Raw genomic sequence first — 19183 nt, 5'->3', positions numbered from 1 at the left:
TGCGATCGACGCCGGCGTCGGCGGCTGCACGCACAGCACCACCTCCGCTTCGCCGAACACCGCTGCGACGTCATCGACCAGACTGACCTCGGCAAACGCTTCATCACGGAAATGCGCCGGCACGCCTGCGCCGACCTGCATCACCACATGGGCACCGAGGCCCTGATATTTCTTGACCACATCCGGCACGACCGGAATGCGGCGCTCGCCGGGATGAGTCTCAGCCGGCACACCAATCTTCAACGACATGACTCCTCCCTGCCAGGCCCTGCCCGGCATCTCAACAACACAATCGGGTATTCAAGACCCGCGCGGACAGAAGGCCCGCGCGGGGAAAACTCAGACCAGCTGTGCGAGCAGTGCGTCGGCGACTTCAACGCCTTCGCTCATGGCCTTGAGCGCAATGCCGCGACGACGGTCGCCCGGCACACGCACGCCCTCATCGACGAGCATGGCCGTCAGCAGGGTCTCAACGCGCTCCAGATAGGTGTCGGTGCCGGCCAGCGCGCCCGGATCGATCACCAGGAAAGCCTGGCCGATGCGCGGACGATTGCCTTCCTCGACGAAGAAGGAGTCGGCCTCGAAGCCGAAGGCGGCGCCGGTCAGGGAGCAGCACAGCAGCTCCACCATCATCGCCAGCATCGCCCCCTTCACCCCGCCCGCCGGGCACATCATGCCCTCGAGCCCGGCTTTCGGGTCGGTGGTGGGCTCGCCGTTCCTGTCCAGCGCCCAGCCGGTCGGGATCGACTTGCCGTCGCGTGCCGCCACCATCAGCTTGCCACGCGCAACTTCGGACAAGGCGAGGTCAATCGTGATCGGCTCCCCGTCGCGACGCGGAAACACCGCAGCGACCGGATTGGTGCCGAACAGGGCGCGCTTGCCGCCCCAGGCCGGCATCGCCGCCGGTGAGTTGCCGAAGGCAAGACCCACCATGCCGGCGGCAGCCACCGCCTCGAGGTGCAGTGCGGCCACCCCGAAATGGTGGCTGCGGGTGATGCCGGCAAAGGCCACGCCGCACTTGCGGGCGCGCTCGATCGCCTCCCTGATCGCCAGATCGCAGGCCGGGAAAGCCAGCCCCTCTTCGGCGTCGATCAGGCAGGCGGCGGCACGCTCACTCACCACCTTCGGCTTTGCATCGCCATTGACGCGGCCGTTGCGCAGATGGGCCGCGTACTGCGACACCCGCGCCAGCCCATGCGAAGCCAGCCCCTGCGCTTCGGCCGCCACCAGCGACCGCGCGGTGGACGCCGCCATGTCGGGCCCTGCTCCGGCACGCGTCAGCGCAGCGGCAGTCAGTTCGAGCAGATGATCAATCGTGTGTCTGGCCATGTGCGGCTCCTCAGTCTGCAAGAAAACGGATGACACGCTCTGCGATAAGGCTGCTCACGCGCTCGTTGGATTCAAACGTCACCCCGCCGATGTGCGGCGTGAGGATCAGGTTGGGGACACCGGCCAGCGCCGACCCTGCGGGCAGCGGTTCGGCCTCGAACACGTCCAGCGCCGCGCCGCCAAGGTGCCCGCTGCGAAGTGCCGCAGCCAGCGCCGCCTCGTCGACAATGCCGCCACGTGCGGTGTTGATCAGCACGGCACCCGCCTTCATCGACTGGATGCAGGCGGCGCCGAACAGGCCGCGGGTGCCATCGGTCAGCGGTACGTGCAGGCTGACGACATCGGCCGTGCTCACCAGCGCATCGAGCGCCAGTGGGGTCACGCCCGACTCCGCCCACACCGGCGCATCGTTCGCGATCATCGGGTCATGTGCCACCACCTGCATGCCGAGGCCACGGGCCAGACGGGCCGTGAGCTGACCAATGCCGCCGAAGCCGACCAGACCGAGCGTCTTGCCTGCGGTCTCGCGCCCATTCGACATGTGGGTACGCGGCCATTCGCCGGCAGCCACCTCGCTGCTCGACAGATAGCTGCCGCGCAGCAGCACCATCGCCGTGCCAATGACGTACTCAGCCACGGCAAGGGCATTGGCGCCAGTGGCCGGGATCACTTCTACCCCTGCGGCCTTGCACCGCACCACATCGATGTTGTCCAGTCCCACACCAAGACGGCCCACCACTTTCAGTGCCGGCGCTGCTGCCAGCATGTCGGCGCTGACCTGGGTGCGGTTGCGCACGATCAGGCCATCCGCCTGCGCCAGCGCCGCGAGCAGGGCTGCCGGCTGGTCCACCAGTTTGGGGTCATACAGCACATCGAAACGGGCGCGCAGCGCATCCACCGCACTTTCATCCATGAACTCGGAGATCACGACCTTTGTCATTTTTTTCCTCTATCTCTTGCTGGGGTTGGGCGTACGAAACGGCACGGATCAGATCAGGATGCCGGGGGGCAACGGCACCTTCAGGGCAAAGCGGAACAGCAGGAACAGGCCCACGACCATCGAGCACCCGGCGCCGCAGTAGATCATCGTCATGCGCGGGGTCCAGCGATCGAAGTTGGCGATCAGCAGCCCGAGCACATAGCCGATCAGGCTGGTGGTCAGGAAACCAAGCGGCTCAAGCAGCAGCGCCCAGCCCAGCAGGACGCAGAACAAGGCCAGCCGGCGCATGCCCGAACCTTCAAGGCGCGCGGGATTCACCCCGGGCTTGCGCAGGGCAAGCACCACGTAGCAGGCACCGAGCACCATCATCAACGCTGCCACCGAGCGCGGAAACACCGCACCGAGAGTGTCGAAGTCCCGCGCTGCAAGCAGCACCATCACACCGACAGCGATCGCAATCACCGACGCGATCACACCGGACACGTCGCGCACTTTCATCTCATGCGTACTCATGCTTGATCTCCTTCTTGCCAAAGCGACGGGTCAGCAACGGATACAGCAGGCCGACCAGGATGAACACGATGATGCCGATCGAGATCGGGCGCCCGAAGAACTCCGCCAGCGCGCTGCCCTTGGCCGAACCGATCAGATAGCCCTGCACGAATCCACCTTCAGCGATGCTCCCAAGGATGAGTCCGAGCACGATCGGAGAGGCGGAGAAGCCCCAGCTCGCCATCACCCAGGCAAAGCCACCAAGCAGCACCATCTGCAGCACTTCGTGTGCGTTGTTATGCACGGCATAGCTGCCGAGAATGGTGAGGAAGGCGACCGAAGGGGCGAGCAGCGCCTTCGGAATGCCCACCAGCGACTTGAAGGCGTAGCGGCCGACCAGCAGACCGACCGGCAGCATCAGCACGGTGGCGATGAACAGGCCGTAGATGAAGGTGTAGACGATCTCGCTCTGCTCGCCGAACAGCTGCGGCCCGACGCGCACGCCCTGCACCAGCAGGGCACCGAGGATTACCGCATCCGGCGGCGTGCCCGGAATGCCCAGCACCAGCGTGGGGATGAAGCCGCCACCCACCGTCGCATTGTTTGCTGACTCGGTTGACAGCAGGCCATCCGGATTGCCCTTGCCAAAGCTCTCAGGCTCCTTGGCGCTGCGCCGCGCCTCCGAGTAGGCAATCAGCGACGCGATCGACCCACCTGCGCCAGGCAGGATGCCAACGACGGTGCCGATCACCGAACTGCGGATAATGTTGAAGCGCGACCTCCAGCACTGGCGCATGCCCTCACCCAGGCGGTAGCTCGATACCCGGCTGCCGAGCCGCATGTGCGGGTCGGGCGAAGCCACGAGTTCAAGCAGCACCGGCACGCAGTACAGACCGATCAGCGCAGAGACGATGTCGATGCCACCAAGCAGGGCCTGCGAGTCGCCCGTAAAACGCACATCACCACCGACCTCGGCGACGCCGATCATCGACAGCAACAGGCCGATGCAGCCACCGATCAGGGACTTGATCAGGCTGCCTTCGCTGAGCGACGCGATCAGGGTGAGACCGAAGATGGCGAGCCAGAAGTACTCGACCGGACCGAAGCTCAGAGCGACCGAAGCCAGCGGCGGTGCGAGCAGCAACAGGAAGACCGCGCCCACCAGTCCGCCGAATACCGAAGCCAGGCAGGCCAGTGTGAGCGCGAGGTCGCCATCGCCACGCTTGGCCATTGGATAGCCGTCGAAGGTGGTGGCGATCGACGACGGCGTGCCCGGCGTCTTCAGCAGGATGGCCGAATAGGCACCGCCGTAAATGGCACCGGTGTAGATGGCACCAAGCGCGATCAGCGCGACACCCGGCTCCATGCCAAAGGTGAAGGGGACCAGCACCGCAACCGCCATGGTTGCGGTCAGCCCTGGCATTGCACCGATGAGGATGCCTGCCAGCACGCCGGCGAAGGCGATCAGCAGACTCATCGGGCTCAGGGCATGAAGGAGATACTCGATTCCAGGCATGCGAACTCCTCAGACAGACGAACACGCACAGCCCTCGCGGGCCGTGCTTTGGAGAAAATCACTGCGCCTTGATGCCAAGATCCTTGGCTGCTTCGGCGTATTCCTTGCTCATCTTGTCCATGAAGTCCTTCATCTGCTCGGGGCCGACATCAACGACGGTAAATCCGTTATCCAGCATCTTCTCGACAAAGACCGGGTCCTTGTTGATCTGCCCAATCAGGCTGGCGACCTGTTTCTGCACCGCAGCCGGCGTGCTCGACGGCACGGCGAGTCCGCGATAGACCCCACCGACCATGTCGATGCCCAGCTCGCGGAAGGTGGGGCAATCCGGCATGCGCGGATGCCGTGTTTCCATGGCCACCGCAAGGCAGCGCACCTGGTCGCCCAGTTGCAGCTTCACCGTGGTGTAGCCCCAGGAGGCCGCGACCTGCTTGCCCAGCAGTGCGGTGTTGACCGCACCCGTGCCCTTGAACGGGATATAGGTGGTCTTGATGCTGGCGAGTTTGTCCAGGCGCGCCTTCGCCAGCTCGTTACCGGAGTTGGTGCCGGTGCCGCCAACGATCACCCCGCCCGGCGCCTTGCGCGCGGCAGCGAGATAGTCCGCCAGGGTCTTGTAGGGGCTGTCGGCAGTCACCAGCAGCGCATCCGGCGTGTAGTGAAACCAGTACACGTTGGTCATCTCGGCGGTGCGGTAACCCACGTCCTTTTCCATCGGCTGCAGCACGATGTGCGGGAGGTTCGTCCCCATCATCGTGTAGCCGTCAGCAGTCATGCTGTTCAGTTGCGCCCAAGCTGCAGCGCCGCCCGCACCGGCTTTGTACTGGATTGCCACCGACTGACCGCTGAGTTTCTTGAACAGCGGCTCCTGCAGGCGGGCGGCGATGTCCGACTCACCCCCCGGACCAAAAGGGATGATGTAGTTGATGGTCTGCTCCGGGTAGGCCGCAGCGGCCCCCAGGGAGATGCTGCACAGGCTGGCGACGGTCATGCGGGTAATGGCGCTTTGAAGCTTTCTCATTATGTGTCTCCTCCATCAAGGGGTTTCGGGGGCCATCGCCTCATGGCGAGAGCCCCCGTTGCAGCAACCGGCCTCAGCGGCCGGCGTCAGGCTTCAGTAAATCAGGCACTCTCGTACAGACGGGTCAGCACGAATTCGCGGTGTCCCAGTGCTTCGGCCGCGGTAAGTCGTCCGTTCGCGGTGCGCAGCATGCATTCAAGCAACTGGTCACCCGCGCCATCCATGTTCATTTCCCGCTGCAGCAGGCCGGAGGTATCGACGTCGATGTGCTCGCCCATGGTGCGGACGGTCCTCGGGTTTGCGCAGATCTTGATCACCGGCAGGATCGGGTTGCCGACGATGTTGCCCTGTCCGGTGGGGAAGAAATGCACCACGTAACCGGCAGCTGCACACAGTGTCACCATCTCGGCAGCAGCCGAGCTCGACTGCATGAACCACAGGCCGGGGGCGGTCGGCGTTTCGGCATAGTCGAGCACGCCATCGACCTTGCACTTCTTGCCGATTTTCTGGATGTTGCCCAGCGCCTTTTCCTCGATGGTGGTCAGACCACCGGCGATGTTGCCCTTGGTCGGCTGCGAGTCGGAGAGGTCCGAGGTCTTGTGACGGTTGATCATGTCCTGATAGCTGTTGAACAGCTTCATGAACTCTTCCTTCACGTCGGGCGTGGCACAGCGTGCGGCCACCAGATGCTCGCCACCAGTGAGCTCGGAAGTCTCGCCGAACACCAGGGTCGCGCCGACACCGTAGAGCTTGTCGAAGGCATTGCCGACGGTCGGGTTGGCGCCGCAGCCCGAAGTCGTATCCGACTCGCCGCACTTGGTGGACACCCACAGTTCGCTGATCGGGCACTCTTCGCGCTGCTTCTCGGAGGCAAACTGAACCAGCTCGCGGGCGGCTTTCGACGCCTTCATGATGGTCTCGTGATCGCCATTCTGCGAGATCGAGAAGCTGTGAACCGGCTTGCCGGTCTTGGCGATGCCGTCGGCAACGAGCTTGGTCCAGGCCGGCTCGATGCCGATCACGACCACTGCAGCCACGTTGGGGTTGGAACCGGTACCGATCAGGGTGCGGAAGTGCAGCTCAAGGTCGGCACCGAACTGCAGACGACCGTAAGGATGCGGCAGGGCCATTGCGCCCTTGATGTTGTTCGCAACGGCTTCGGCTGCTGCGTTGGAAATGTCGTCCACCGGCAGGACGATGACGTGGTTGCGAACCCCGACGCGGCCGTTCTCGCGGCGATATCCGAGAAAAGTCGTTTCATTGCTGATCATTTGGCGATGCCTCTCTATGAATGGAATGGGTGTGGCGCGACCTGAGCCTGGGCTTACCAGCGCTTGGTCTTGACGTTCTGGACGTGCAAGTGCTCGCCCGCCGCGATGGGGGCAACGACCTTGCCGATATCGACGCCGTACTTGATCACCGTGGCACCGACTTCCAGCTGCTGCAGCGCGATCTTGTGACCGATCGGAATGTCGCTGCGCGTCTTGATTTCCGTCATGCGGTCCTGCTCCATGATCCAGCCCGACAGCGTTGCGCCGCTCTTGACGCCCTCGACCACGATCGTGCCGACCGAGTCACCCTCTTCATGTACGACAAAATGAATCATCTCTCTTCTCCTTTGGCGATCAGTCCATGCGGACAGCAACTGCATCGTAGTACCGCAATTCATCCGTGTCAACTGAGTGATATATATGAGTTGAATGTTTTGGTTAACTTTTTTGAGTGCAGATGAAATGCGGGGGTCGCAACTGGCATGGCGTGAGTGCGCAGGCGCACACTCATACGGATGAGATGCATCGCTCAAGCCTTGATCTCGCGCGGGATTTGGTATGATTGATGCCCCTAGTGCCATCGCGCCTACTTGATCGAGGCCGCTTCCACCATGAACCAGATTTCACTGTCAGGCCTTCCCCTGGGCGCTCCGCTCTACCAGGAAGTGAAGCGAAAGATCATGGAATCGCTGCGTAGTGGCGAGTGGAAGCCGGGCGAGATCATCCCGTCGGAGAAGCGTCTGGGCGAGCGTTTCGGAGTCAGCATCGGCACCGTGCGCAAGGCGGTCGACGAACTGGTTGCGGAGAACATTCTCATCCGGCACCAGGGGCGCGGCACCTTCGTCACCTCCCACACGCACGATCGCTACGTGTTCGCGTTTTTCCACATCATTGGACAGGACGGGCACAAGGAATACCCGAAGGTAGAGCTGGAAGCCTTCGCCAGCATCAAGGCCGACGCCGACATGGCCCAGCGCCTTGGCATACGCACCGGGTCGAAGCTTTTCCGCCTGACCAACCGCCTGAGCATCGCCGGCAAGCCCCTGATCGTGGACGACATCCACGTCCCCGAGCGCAGCTTTCCGCATCTCACCGCAGAGACCGTACGCAACCGGCCGGGTACGCTCTATCAGCTCTACCAGGACAACTTCGCCGTCGCCGTGCTGCGCACCGAGGAGCGCCTGCGTGCCTGCCTCGCCGACGAGCGCCTGGCCTCACTGCTCGAGGTCGAAGTGGGCGCACCCTTGCTGCATATCGTCAGGCTTGCACTGTCGTTCAACGATCTCGCGGTGGAGTTGCGGCACAGCTATGTGAACACCGCGCATCACGAGTATTTCGCCGAAGAGCACCAGTAAACGTCAGTCCCGGCCGCGCCCTCGATCGGCTTCATGCAGGGTGCGGGAGTACTCGTAGTGTTCGGTCTTGACGAAGGAGTGGCGCAATTCGATTGGCGTACCGTCGACCGCAAACGCCCGCCGCACGATGTGCAGCAGCGGATAACCCGGATCGACCTCCAGGTCCGCAGCCTGCTGCGCGTTGGCCACCGTCGCGCGCAAGCGCTCTTCGATACGGGTCACCGACTGCCGGAACTGTTCTTCGTATAGCTGGTAAAGCGTCCCGCTGCGATCTGCCACCCGCTCGCGACTGATCCCGGCAAAGCGCGCCGCCGGCAGCAGAATCTCGTCGACCAGGGTCGGCACACCCTTCAGGGTCAGCAGGTTGCGAACCCGCACCACCTTGGCCCCCGGACTGATGCCGAGGCTGCGCGCGACAAAGGCGTCGGCACGCAGACTGTCGAAGTCGATCAGGATCACGACCGGATAGATCCGCTGGCCGTCATGCCCGCAGACGTTGAAGAAGCTGAACAGATAGCGGTTGCGATCATGCGCGGTCACGAAGGTGCCGCGTCCCTGATGGCGCACCAGCACGTCCTCATCGACCAGTTCATCCAGCGCGCGCCGTATGGTTCCCATACTGACGCCAAAGCCATCCGACAGCTTGCGCTCCGACGGAATCGCCTGCGCCGGACGCCAGGTGCCGAGTCCGATCAGTTCGATCAGCCCGCGCTTCACCCACTTGTAGAGTGGTTCGTCGAACTTCCGCAATTCCCTGATGTGCAGTTCCATCATGTCCTCCCCCGCCTCGACGCAACATCGACTCCGATGCACGGAATCATCTTTCCCAACACTCTACATCACCTAACTCATCTAGTTGACCTATATCTTACAATTCCGCTAGCATTGGTCCCGAAATGTCATTACGCCCGATCCGCTGACCGGTCGGCCTCAAGCGCACGTCACATGGAAGGATCATGAGCACAGCCACGATGTCCAGCATTGCCGCCAACCTGCGCAGCACCACCGCGCGTATGCCGGGCCTGATGACGGCCCTCGTCATCGCGCTCGCCTCCACCTTCATCGCGGAGCACTACGGCGGCCCGCAGTTTCTCTATGCCTTGCTGGTTGGCATGGCTTTCCACTACCTGGCTGCGGAACCCAAAACGCGCATCGGCATCGATTTCGCCGCGCGCGGGGTGCTGCGCTTCGGGGTGGCCTTGCTCGGTGCGCGCATCACCGTCGGCCAGATCGCCGACCTTGGCGCCGGTCCGATCGCACTCGTGGTGGCAGGCGTGGGCGCCACACTGCTGTTCGGTTCGCTGCTTGCGCGCCGCCTCGGACGCACCGGGCCGGAAGGTCTGCTCGGCGGCGGTGCGGTGGCGATCTGTGGCGCGTCGGCCGCGCTTGCCATCGCTGCGGCCCTGCCCAAGAACGATCAGAACCAGCGCATGACGCTGCTGACCGTGGTCACGGTCACCGCCCTGTCGACGGTGGCGATGATCGCCTACCCGCTGATCGCGAAGCTGCTCGAACTCAGCCCGGAGATGACCGCCGTGTTCTTTGGCGGTACGATTCACGATGTCGCACAGGTCGTGGGCGCGGGTTTTCTGATCTCGCCTCAGGTGGCCGAAACCGCCACCCTGGTGAAGCTGTTCCGGGTCGCATTGCTGGTGCCGGTCGTACTCATGATCTCGCTCAGCTTCCGTCGCCAGAACAAGGACAATGATGAACCGGTCACGCTGCTCCCACGCTTTCTCGTCGGCTTCATCATCCTCGTGCTGATCAACAGTGCCGGCCTGCTCACCACCGAAGTCAGCGACTCCCTGTCGAGCCTGTCGCGCTGGTGCCTGGTCGTGGCGATCTCCGCCCTCGGCGTCAAGACCTCCTTTGCCGAGCTGCGCACCGTCGGCTGGCAGCCGATCGCCCTGATCGTGGCCAATACGCTCTTCCTTGCGCTGTGGGTGCTGGGCGGCATCTACCTGCTCGAGCACGTCATCAAATGAGCGCGCCATCCGCATTCGACGGTGAGCGCCTGCTCGCAGTGGCGCGCGACGCAGCGGGCGCCGCGAGCAGGATCGCGCATCAGGGCTGGCTGCAGCGCGACAGCATCGAAGTGGCCGACAAGGGCGCGGGCGATGTCGTCACCTCGATAGACCTGGCGGCCGAAACCGCAGCAATCGGCATCATCCGCAGCGCCTGCCCGGATCACGCCATTCTCTCGGAGGAAGCCGGCGGCGATGACGTCGAGTCGGATTACCTGTGGGTGATCGATCCGATCGACGGCTCGGTGAACTTCGCGCACGGACTGGCGGACTTCGCGGTGTCGGTGGCCTGCCTGCATCGCGGGCAGGCACTGGTCGGCGTCATCGTCGATCCGGTGCGTGGCGACTCCTACTCGGCCGTCCGTGGCGGTGGCGCCTGGCGCAATGGCAGCCGGATACACGTTTCATCATGCCGCGAGCTGAAACACGCCCTGCTCGGCACCGTATTCCCCAAGCCGGGCGCAGCGGCCATGGCGGGCTATCTGCCGGCCCTGGGCGCCGCACTGAACACCGCGCAAGGCGTCAGGCGCTCGGGTTCGATGGTGCTCGATCTCGCACGCGTGGCCAGCGGCCAGCTCGACGGCTTCTGGCAGGTCGGCATGAAAGCCTGGGATCTTGCTGCAGGCAGCCTGATGATCGAGGAGGCAGGCGGCCGCCTCGACTTGCGCGGCGCGCAGAACACAGGCCCCGCCGGGTCGGTACTCGACACCCGATCCTGCATCGTCGCAGCCCCCGATCTACTGGAAGCACTCGCCCGCCTGCTCGACGGCTTCGACGGGGAAAGCAGCCGCACCTGAACCGCCTGCAGACGCCCGTCTTCCGTCGCCTGCCGTGACGACCGACTCAGCCGCCCTCCGCCAGCACTGGCGGGGGTGCGGTCGTGCCGCGCACCACCAGCTCGGCATCCAGCTCGGTGTGAGCCGGCGGGTCCTGCCCGGCAAGGCGATCAAGCAGATAATCCGCCGCACGCCGCCCGATATCGGCCGCCGGCACCCGGATCGTTGTCAGCGCAGGCACGAGGTTGGCCGAGATCGGCAGATCATCGAAGCCGACAATGGAAAGCCTTGCGGGCACGGCGATACCCTGCGCCTGGGTCTCGAACAGCGCACCCATGGCCTGCACGTCATTACCGCAAATGACCGCGGTCGGCGGCTCCGGCAAACGCAGCAGGGTGCGCAGCGCCTCCCGTCCCTCACGCACATCGTAGGCCCGCTCCAGGAACTGACCGGGCGCAATCTCCAGCCCGCGCTTTGCCAGCGCTGCGCGCACGCCCTCTGCACGCGCACGCGCTCGGTCATTGTGGGCCGTGAAACCCGCCACCATCGCGATGCGCCGATGCCCCAGGTCCATCAGATAGTCGGCCAGTCGCTGCCCTGCGCTGCGGTTGTCGAAACCGATGGTCGGATGCGGCTGGTCGGGCGAATGCACCCAGGTATTCACGTACGGCAGGCCCTTGGAGGCGAGCAGTTTGTACAGCTTGGGATCGTGACCTTCGCCCACGAAGACGAGACCATCCACCCCCCTCACGACCAGCGCATGGACCTCGCGCGCCTCTTCGTCGCTGTCGTATTCGGACGACGCCACCAGCAGCGTGAAACCGCGCTGCGCCAGCCGGCGCTGCAACGCGTTGATGCCACTGGCGAAGATGGCGTTGTCGAGCGTGGGGACGATTGCACCAATGGTTCGCAGGCGCCCGGAGGCCAGCGCCCGCGCCGCGCCGTCAGGCACGTAACCCAGCTGCTCCACCGCCGCCATCACGCGCTGGCGCATCTCGGGACGCACCTTGTCGGGCTCGTTCAGCACCCGCGACACAGATGCGGTCGATACCCCGGCCGCAAGCGCCACATCCGCCAGTACCGGCCGGTCATTGCGAATCGTTTCCCGCCTGCGACCCTCGACCATGCACGTTTCCTGTATGTCAGAACAGACACGAATGGTAGCGCTTTCAGCCCCCGCTGCAACACTTCGACGATCAATAGTCATTCAGATGATACGAATGAATAGACATGGAAATTTCTATTTGACAAAGCTGCCGATCTGCATTTAACTACACAAAAATGTAAGCGCTTACAGGCGCCATAACGAAGGAGACAACGCAGTGCAGAACCCGTCCACACATGGGGGGAAACCCCCGCACACCCGTCTGCTGTTCCGCCTTTCGGCCGCGACCTTCGTCGCATTCTGGGCCGCCATCGTCAGCGGAAAGCTGCACATGAGTTTCGGTTTCGACCAGCTCCCGCTGATCCCCGAAATCCTGCTCGCAATCCTGCTCGCACTGGGCCTTGCCATTGGCCTCGGCGCCTGCCTGCTCGAAGAACAACGGAGGGCAAACAATGCCCCCGCGCTGGACACCACCACCGAAGGAGACACGAAATGAACACAAAAATCCAGAGCAACGCACCGGAACAGATGGAACGCCGCCGATTTTTCCAGATGAGCGGACGCTTCGGCTTCACCGCAGCCGTCGCCGGTGTCAGTGCCGGCGCCCTGTTCTCGGACGACGCCATGGCACAGGTTGCGAACGAGGAGCGCGAGCGCGAAAGCAAGTCCAAGATCCAGGTCATCATGGCAACCGAGTACATCCTCGGTGCCAGCCGCAGCTACCCGATGATGCAGCTCGACCTCAAGGAAAACATCCAGAACTTCACCGAGGGCAAGGTCTACGTCAAGCTCTCGCCGGGCGGCCAGCTCGGCGTCGGTAGCGCACTTGCGAGCAAGGTACAGAACGGCACCGTGCCGATCGGGATGTACTCGATCGCGAACTTCGCGCCCTTCGCGCCCGCGGCCGATCTGATCAACATCCCCTACTGGTGCGGCAACAACCAGCAGGCGGTGAACCTGCTGACGTCCCCCGCATGGCGCAATCTCGTGCATCCCGCGGTTGAAGCACGCGGCTTCAAGCCGCTGATGTATGTCTGCATCGACCCCCGCACCGTTGCCATCCGCAAAGGCTTGCGCGACCGCCCGGTGTCCGTGCCCGACGATATCGCCGGCATCAAGTTTCGCGTGCCGTCGTCAAATGTGCTGCAAACCTTTTACCGCCTGGCCGGCGCCAATCCGACGCCGATCGCCTGGGGTGAGGCCAGCTCCGCGATCAAGCAAGGCGTAGCCGACGCGCTCGACTCCAGCCTGCAGGCACTGCTGACCTATGGGTTCGCCGACACCCTGCACTCGATCTCGACCATCCGTTCGGTGCCCGACATCCAGATCTATACGTGCAACCTCAAGTGGTTCAATGAACTGCCGAAGGACATCCAGGCCAACATCACCGAAGCCGCCGATGTCACCTTCCGCCAGAACCTCGCCCGTGTGCCTGCATCCCGTGCCTATGCGATGGACCAGCTGCGCAAGGCCGGCGTCAAGATCCACATCCCGAGCGCGGACGACATCAAGCAATGGGCAGCGCGTTGCGGTCACCAGCTGCCGGCCTGGGATGCGATGAAGGCCGAGTTCGCAGGTTCGCTCGCCAACTTTGACAAACTGCTCGAGGCCGCAAACACGCAGGGCAGTTACTACGTACAGGACATCTCGTGAGCAGCGCGGTCATGATGACTGCCACGGGGGGCGCCAACAGCGTGCAAGCAGCCCCGCGGGGCTGGCTTGCACGGATCGACCGCAACGGCGAACGGTGGTTGCTGCTGTTTTTCTACGCAACCATCATTTCCGTCATCTCGGTCGACGTGGTGCGCCGTTTCGGCCTGTCCTACTCGTCCGTGTGGGGTGAAGAAGTGGCGCGCTACGCCTTCATCTACCTGACGTGGATCGCGGCGGCATTTGCCGTGCGCGACCGCGCCCACATCCGCATCGACGCCCTGGTACAGGCACTGCCGGCCCGCGGGCGGGCGATCTCGTGGTTGCTGAGCGATTTCTTCACCCTCGTGTTCGCGGTGTTCGCGCTCTACCTGTCGATCGAACCCGTCCTTACCTCGATCAGGTTTGAGTCGGTCACTCCGGGCTTGCGAGTCAGTCAGGCGTGGTTCCTGTTTGCCGTCCCCTTCGGCTTCTCCTGCATCGTGCTGCGGGTGTTGCAATCGATGCGTCGCGATATCAAGGACCTGAAGGCCGGACGACCGCCCTTCGAGGGCCACAAACTGTTCGACTGAGGAGAAGCGCAATGGACTTCATGCTCACGCAGGGGACGGCGATGACGCTTGGCGTCGAGTTCTACGCCGCACTTGCCCTGCTCGGCTTCCTCGTCCTGATCGGTACGCCAATCTGGGTATCGCTGGGTCTGGGAACGCTGGCAATGGTGTACGCAACAGGCGTCATCCCCGTCAATATGGTTGGCGAAGGTCTGTTCGAGGGGATCGACCACTTCGCGCTGATCGCCGTGCCGCTGTTCATCCTCACCGGTGATGCGCTGGTGCGCTCGGGGCTGTCGGACAAGCTCCTTGACCTCGCGGAGGCCACCGTCGGCGGCGTCCGCACGGGTCTCGGCTGTTCGACCACCCTGGGCTGCGGTTTCTTTGCCTGCATCTCGGGTTCGGATGCTGCCGGCGCTGCAGCGGTCGGTCGGATGACCATCAACCGTCTGGTCGAGCGTGGCTACCCGCTGCCTGCGGCCGCCGCGCTGGTGGCCTCGGGCGCCTGTACCGGCATCCTGATTCCGCCCTCGATCGCCTACATCATCATCGGCCTCGTGCTCGGCATCTCGGTCTCCACGCTGTTTCTGGCCGCACTGATCCCCGGGATCATGATCATGTTCTCGGTGATGGTGACCAACGTCATCCTCAACCGTGTGCATGGCTTCGAGCAGGGACGCACCTCCTTCTCGTTCCGGCGCTGGTTGCAGGCAGTCTGGGCGGCACGCTGGGCGCTGGGGGTGCCGGGCGTGATTCTGGGCGGCATCTATTCCGGCGTATTCACCCCGACGGAATCCGCGGCTGCAGCGGTCACGATCACGGTGCTGATCGGCTTCCATCAGAAGCGCCTGAGTTTTGCCGACATCCCCAAAATGCTGGAAAGCTCGGCCAAGGTGTGCGGCATCATCGTGCCCATCATTGCCGTGTCCCTGCCCCTGGCGCAGATCATGGCGGTGCTCGACATTCCACAGTCCTTCGTGCAGACCATCAGCGGGATCTCCAGCGACCCGACCATGATCATCCTGATGATGATCGGACTGCTGCTGATCACCGGCCTGTTCATGGAAACCACACCCAGCATCCTGATCATGTCGCCCCTGCTGCTGCCGCTGGCGCAGTCGCTCGGGATGAGCGAGATCCACTTCTCGATCATCATGGTCACCACCCTGGGCATCGGCTTCATCACCCCACCGTTCGGACTCAACCTGTTCGTGCTGTCGGGACTCACCGGCTGCTCGGTGATGGCGATGTCGCGCTATGCCATCCCCTACGTGCTCGGCATGCTGGTGGTGGTGTTGCTGGTGGCCTTCATTCCGCAGCTTTCGATGTGGGGCATTCCGGGTTAAAGCCTGTGCCCGTTCAGGCGCCGGATGGAAGCCCGCCATCCGGTGAAAACGGGCTTGACGGAATATTTTTTCAGGTTTAATGTAAGCGCTTACATTCGTATAATCAGAGGAGACAAATCATGACCATCACCTATATCAAAAAAGCCAGCAAGACCTCCGCCACCGGCGAAGAGCAGACCCGCGACACCGTCACCACGATGCTGCGCGACATGGAAACCCGCCGCGAAGAAGCCGCACTCGAATACTGCAAGAAGCTCGACAACTGGGACGGCGACATCATCGTCAGCCGCGCCCAGATCGAAGCCGCCAAGGACAAGGTGTCCGAGCAGCTCAAGCTCGACATCCAGTTTGCCTACGCACGCGTCAGCAGCTTTGCCCGCGCCCAGCGCGACTCGATCGGCGAGTTCGAAGTCGAGCTCAGCCCCGGCCTCTTCGCCGGCCAGAAACTGATCCCGATGGAAACCGCAGGCTGCTACGTGCCCGGCGGCCGCTACGCCCACATCGCTTCCGCCATCATGAGCGTGGCCACCGCCAAGGTTGCCGGCGTGAAGAACGTCATCGCCTGCTCCGTGCCGCGTGACAAGGACGGCATCCACCCGGCCATTCTCTATGCGATGGACCTGGCCGGCGCCGACACCATCCTGCAGATGGGCGGCGTACAGGGCATCGCCTCGATGGCCTACGGCCTCTTCACCGGCAAGCCCGCCGACATCCTGGTCGGCCCCGGCAACAAGTTCGTTGCCGAAGCCAAGCGCCAGCTCTTCGGTCGCTGCGGTATCGACATGTTCGCCGGCCCCACCGAGATCGGCATCATCGCAGACGAAACCGCCGATCCGGACATCCTCGCCGCCGACCTCGTTGGTCAGGCCGAGCACGGCCCCGACTCCCCGGCCTGGCTGTTCACCACCTCGCGCGCCATCGCCGACCAGGTGATCGCGCTGGTGCCGGGCCATATCGAGCGCCTGCCCGAAGTTCAGCGCAATGCGGCCACGATCGCCTGGCGCGATTACGGCGAAGTCATCCTGTGCGACACCCGTGAGGAAGTCGTCGAAGTCTCCGACCGTTACGCTTCCGAGCACCTCGAAGTGCAGGCCAAGGATCTCGACTGGTGGCAGGACACGCTTGGCAGCTACGGCTCGCTGTTCGTCGGCGAAGAAGCCACGGTGGCATTTGGCGACAAGTGTTCGGGCACCAACCACATCCTGCCGACCAAGGGTGCTGCGCGTTACACCGGCGGCCTGAGCGCACAGAAGTTCCTCAAGATCGTCACCCATCAGCGTCAGACCCAGGAAGCCACCCGCAGCGTCGCCGCGGCAACCGCACGCCTGTCGCGTTGCGAAGGCATGGAAGGCCATGCGCGCACCGGTGACGTCCGCCTCGCCAAGTACTATCCGGGCGAGAAGTTCCTGCTCGACATCGGGATGCAGTGACATGAGCGCCCGTTTCGATCTGAGCGGGCGCGTTGCCGCCGTCACCGGCGGCAGCTCCGGCCTCGGCCGCGCCATGGCGCGGGCGCTGGCCGGCGCGGGTGCCGACCTGGTGCTGATCGCGCGCCGCCGCGATGAACTCGAGCAGGCGGTCGGTGAGATCCGCAGCGCCGGCGGGCGTGCCGCCTTCGTCGTTGCCGACCTCGCCGACCCCGCCGCGCTTGGCAGCATCGCTGCACAGGCTGCCGAAGCCTTTGGGGCGCCGGACATCCTCATCAATGCCGCCGGCGTCAATCTGCGCCAGCCCATCGAGGAAGTCGGCCCTGAAGCCTGGAACCTGCACCTCGCGCTCCACCTTACCGCGCCCTTCTTCCTCGCCAAGGCCATGGCACCCGCCATGATCGCCAAAGGCCGGGGCCGCATCATCAACCTCGCATCGCTGCAATCGCAGCGCGCCTTTCCCAACAGCGCACCTTACGGTGCGGGCAAGGGCGGCATTGTGCAGCTGACGCGAGCGATGGCCGAGGCCTGGTCGCGCCACGGCATCACGGTCAATGCGATCGCGCCCGGCTTCTTCCCCACCGAGCTCACCGCAGCGGTCTTCAACGACCCCGCACGCGCAGAGGCCAATGCCCGCCAGACCATGATCGGGCGCAACGGCGAACTCGAAGACATCGCCGGCCCCACGATCTTCTTCGCATCGGATGCATCCGCCTACGTCACCGGCCAGACCCTGTTCGTCGACGGCGGTTTCTCCGCAAAATGAACAACAAGGAAGAGACAATGAACAGCATGCGCGCGCTGGTATATACCGGCACCCGTGAAGTCGAGTACCGCGACGCGGACTTCCCCTCTCCCGGTCCGGGCGAAGCGCTGGTGAAGATCGATGCGGTCGGCATCTGTGGCTCAGACATGCACGCCTACCACGGGCATGATGCCCGTCGCGTGCCGCCGATGATCCTCGGCCACGAAGCCACCGGCATCGTCGAGCACGGCCGCCTGCGCGGAAAGCGGGTGACGATGAACCCGATCGCCTTCTGCGGCTATTGCGAATACTGCCTAAGCGGGCGCCAGAACCTGTGCGCCAACCGCACCATGATCGGCATGTCCCGCCCCGGTGCCTTCGCCCAGTACCTGACCATTCCCGAGCAGTCGCTGATCGAACTGCCCGACGACATGGACCCGGTGGCCGCCGCCCTCACCGAACCGACCGCAACCGCCCTGCACGCGGTCCACAGGGCGATGCGCGTGTCCGAACGCCCCCTCGCAGAAGCCAGGGCGATGGTGATCGGCGCAGGCTCGATCGGCCTGCTGATCGCGCTGCTGCTCAAGCACTACGGCTGCCGCGACATCCTGATCGGCGATACCAACGCCCTGCGCCGCCAGACCGCGACCGAGGCCGACTGTGGCAAAGTCTTCGACCCGTCGGCAAGCACGCCGGACGAAAATCACTACGACCTGGTGTTCGACGCCGTAGGCGCCGTGGCCACGCGCAAGACCGCAATCGACAGCATCCGCCCGGGCGGCGTCATCGTCCATGTCGGCCTGCTGCAGGGCGACGGCGACTTCAACGTGCGCAAGCTGACCCTGGCGGAGATCACCTTCATCGGCGTCTACACCTACTCGCAGACCGACCTGAAAGCCGCCGCACAGGCGCTCTACACCGGCGCGCTCGGCCCGCTGAACTGGGTGTCCACACAGCCCCTGTCCGAGGGCTCGGCCGCGTTTCAGTCCCTGCACGACGGCAGCACCCCGTCAGCCAAGATCGTGCTGATCCCGTAAGCGGCTCGACACTCGCGCGTCGTACGACACTCGCCCGATCCTGCCGCGCCATCAATGCGGCAGGATCGGGCGAACCCTTTTGCGGCTCACATGCGAAAAGGGCCTGTGTCCGGATCGACTCCGGTCACAGGCCCTTGAATACGTCAGACGTGCCGCTTAGACCGGCATGTTCATGATGTCCTGATAGGCGGTAACGAGACGGTTGCGCACCTGCACCATCTGCTGGAAGGAGAGGTTGGCCTTCTGCAGGTTCACCATCACGTCCTGCAGGTTCACGTTGGGATCGCCGGCGCTGAAATCCTGCGCCATCGAGCGGGCTTCCTGCTGCGCAGCGCTGACGTCCTTGAGTGCATTGTTGAGGACGTCGGAAAAATTGACGCCGCCCGCAGCCTCGCCGCCCTGAACAGGCTTGTTCTGGGCAGTCTGCGACACCGAGCGCAGCTCGGACAACATTTGATCAATTCCGCGGGTTTCCATGATTACTCCCCCGGGTTCGGGTTACCTTGGTTCTGAGCATAGCAGAGCAATCCTCATGCCACCACCCGCACGGTTTCGTACCGGTCCCGGGTCAGCGCCGCGCGGTGCAGGCCACCGGCAAACC

General features: G+C 64.0%; 20 protein-coding genes and 1 pseudogene. 10 read left to right on the top strand and 11 right to left on the bottom strand.

Annotation, left to right across the window (positions count from 1 at the left end; all coding sequences use genetic code 11):
• From AC22G6_RS18320 to AC22G6_RS18285, 8 genes and pseudogenes are all read right to left on the bottom strand, one after another.
• A pseudogene (locus AC22G6_RS18320) lies at window positions 1–249 on the bottom strand (NAD(P)(+) transhydrogenase (Re/Si-specific) subunit alpha); the annotation flags it as partial.
• Between the two features lie 90 nt (window positions 250–339).
• Window positions 340–1329 (bottom strand): Ldh family oxidoreductase, encoded by a 990-nt coding sequence (locus AC22G6_RS18315; RefSeq protein ID WP_487367967.1) that lies wholly within the window; start codon window positions 1327–1329, stop codon window positions 340–342.
• Window positions 1330–1339: 10 nt separating this feature from the next.
• The gene (locus AC22G6_RS18310; protein ID WP_487367966.1) at window positions 1340–2269 is read right to left on the bottom strand and encodes a hydroxyacid dehydrogenase; all 930 of its coding nucleotides are present in this window, start codon (window positions 2267–2269) and stop codon (window positions 1340–1342) included.
• A 48-nt stretch (window positions 2270–2317) separates the two neighbouring features.
• On the bottom strand, window positions 2318–2782 hold the full coding sequence (locus AC22G6_RS18305; RefSeq protein WP_487367965.1) for a tripartite tricarboxylate transporter TctB family protein: 465 nt from the start codon (window positions 2780–2782) through the stop codon (window positions 2318–2320).
• On the bottom strand, window positions 2769–4277 hold the full coding sequence (locus AC22G6_RS18300) for a tripartite tricarboxylate transporter permease (RefSeq protein ID WP_487367964.1): 1509 nt from the start codon (window positions 4275–4277) through the stop codon (window positions 2769–2771). Before AC22G6_RS18300 ends, AC22G6_RS18305 begins: the two co-directional genes overlap by 14 nt.
• 58 nt (window positions 4278–4335) lie before the next feature.
• Window positions 4336–5295 carry a tripartite tricarboxylate transporter substrate binding protein gene (locus AC22G6_RS18295; RefSeq protein WP_487367963.1) on the bottom strand — a complete coding sequence of 320 codons (960 nt, stop codon included), beginning with the start codon at window positions 5293–5295 and terminating at the stop codon, window positions 4336–4338.
• Window positions 5296–5396: 101 nt separating this feature from the next.
• Window positions 5397–6566: a UxaA family hydrolase gene (locus tag AC22G6_RS18290; RefSeq protein WP_108948936.1), complete on the bottom strand. Its 1170-nt coding sequence runs from the start codon at window positions 6564–6566 to the stop codon at window positions 5397–5399.
• A gap of 53 nt (window positions 6567–6619) precedes the next feature.
• Window positions 6620–6901: a UxaA family hydrolase gene (locus AC22G6_RS18285; protein WP_108948937.1), complete on the bottom strand. Its 282-nt coding sequence runs from the start codon at window positions 6899–6901 to the stop codon at window positions 6620–6622.
• Window positions 6902–7177: 276 nt separating this feature from the next.
• Here AC22G6_RS18285 and AC22G6_RS18280 point away from each other — a divergent pair, with 276 nt between their 5' ends.
• Window positions 7178–7921: a GntR family transcriptional regulator gene (locus AC22G6_RS18280; protein WP_487367962.1), complete on the top strand. Its 744-nt coding sequence runs from the start codon at window positions 7178–7180 to the stop codon at window positions 7919–7921.
• 3 nt (window positions 7922–7924) lie between these two features.
• On the opposite strand, the gene AC22G6_RS18275 is transcribed toward AC22G6_RS18280, so the two are convergent.
• Window positions 7925–8692, bottom strand: a complete 768-nt coding sequence (locus tag AC22G6_RS18275) for a GntR family transcriptional regulator (RefSeq protein WP_487367961.1) — start codon at window positions 8690–8692, stop codon at window positions 7925–7927.
• Window positions 8693–8877: 185 nt separating this feature from the next.
• Between AC22G6_RS18275 and AC22G6_RS18270 the strand changes: the two genes are divergently transcribed.
• Entirely contained in the window at window positions 8878–9906 is a 1029-nt protein-coding gene (locus tag AC22G6_RS18270; protein ID WP_234419029.1) for a YeiH family protein, read from the top strand.
• A complete protein-coding gene (locus AC22G6_RS18265) occupies window positions 9903–10742 on the top strand; it encodes an inositol monophosphatase family protein (RefSeq protein ID WP_487367960.1) in 840 nt (279 codons plus the stop codon). The genes AC22G6_RS18270 and AC22G6_RS18265 overlap by 4 nt, the downstream gene beginning before the upstream one ends.
• 46 nt (window positions 10743–10788) lie before the next feature.
• Here the strand turns inward: AC22G6_RS18265 and AC22G6_RS18260 are convergent, their stop codons facing one another.
• Window positions 10789–11847 (bottom strand): LacI family DNA-binding transcriptional regulator, encoded by a 1059-nt coding sequence (locus tag AC22G6_RS18260; protein ID WP_487367959.1) that lies wholly within the window; start codon window positions 11845–11847, stop codon window positions 10789–10791.
• Between the two features lie 196 nt (window positions 11848–12043).
• Here AC22G6_RS18260 and AC22G6_RS18255 point away from each other — a divergent pair, with 196 nt between their 5' ends.
• The 7 genes from AC22G6_RS18255 to AC22G6_RS18225 all read left to right on the top strand — a co-directional run bounded on the left by AC22G6_RS18255 (window position 12044) and on the right by AC22G6_RS18225 (window position 18582).
• Window positions 12044–12322: a hypothetical protein gene (locus AC22G6_RS18255; RefSeq protein WP_487367958.1), complete on the top strand. Its 279-nt coding sequence runs from the start codon at window positions 12044–12046 to the stop codon at window positions 12320–12322.
• A complete protein-coding gene (locus tag AC22G6_RS18250) occupies window positions 12319–13479 on the top strand; it encodes a TRAP transporter substrate-binding protein (RefSeq protein WP_487367957.1) in 1161 nt (386 codons plus the stop codon). Before AC22G6_RS18255 ends, AC22G6_RS18250 begins: the two co-directional genes overlap by 4 nt.
• Window positions 13480–13490: 11 nt before the next feature.
• A complete protein-coding gene (locus AC22G6_RS18245; RefSeq protein ID WP_487367956.1) occupies window positions 13491–14048 on the top strand; it encodes a TRAP transporter small permease in 558 nt (185 codons plus the stop codon).
• 11 nt (window positions 14049–14059) lie between these two features.
• On the top strand, window positions 14060–15373 hold the full coding sequence (locus AC22G6_RS18240; RefSeq protein ID WP_487367955.1) for a TRAP transporter large permease: 1314 nt from the start codon (window positions 14060–14062) through the stop codon (window positions 15371–15373).
• A gap of 119 nt (window positions 15374–15492) precedes the next feature.
• Entirely contained in the window at window positions 15493–16803 is a 1311-nt protein-coding gene (gene hisD / locus AC22G6_RS18235) for a histidinol dehydrogenase (RefSeq protein WP_108948946.1), read from the top strand.
• Window position 16804: 1 nt separating this feature from the next.
• Complete coding sequence (locus tag AC22G6_RS18230; protein WP_487367954.1) at window positions 16805–17566, top strand: SDR family NAD(P)-dependent oxidoreductase; 762 nt, start codon at window positions 16805–16807, stop codon at window positions 17564–17566.
• Between the two features lie 17 nt (window positions 17567–17583).
• Window positions 17584–18582, top strand: coding sequence for a galactitol-1-phosphate 5-dehydrogenase (locus AC22G6_RS18225; protein WP_487367953.1), 999 nt, complete (start codon window positions 17584–17586; stop codon window positions 18580–18582).
• A gap of 156 nt (window positions 18583–18738) precedes the next feature.
• Here AC22G6_RS18225 and fliE read toward each other — a convergent pair whose 3' ends face one another.
• Window positions 18739–19059, bottom strand: a complete 321-nt coding sequence (gene fliE, locus AC22G6_RS18220; RefSeq protein WP_487367952.1) for a flagellar hook-basal body complex protein FliE — start codon at window positions 19057–19059, stop codon at window positions 18739–18741.
• Window positions 19060–19183: the final 124 nt, after the last annotated feature.

This window comes from Parazoarcus sp. PS-13 R2A, from assembly GCF_057621855.1.
Note: the sequence above shows the minus strand (reverse complement) of the source record. Positions and strands in the feature narration are given on the sequence as shown.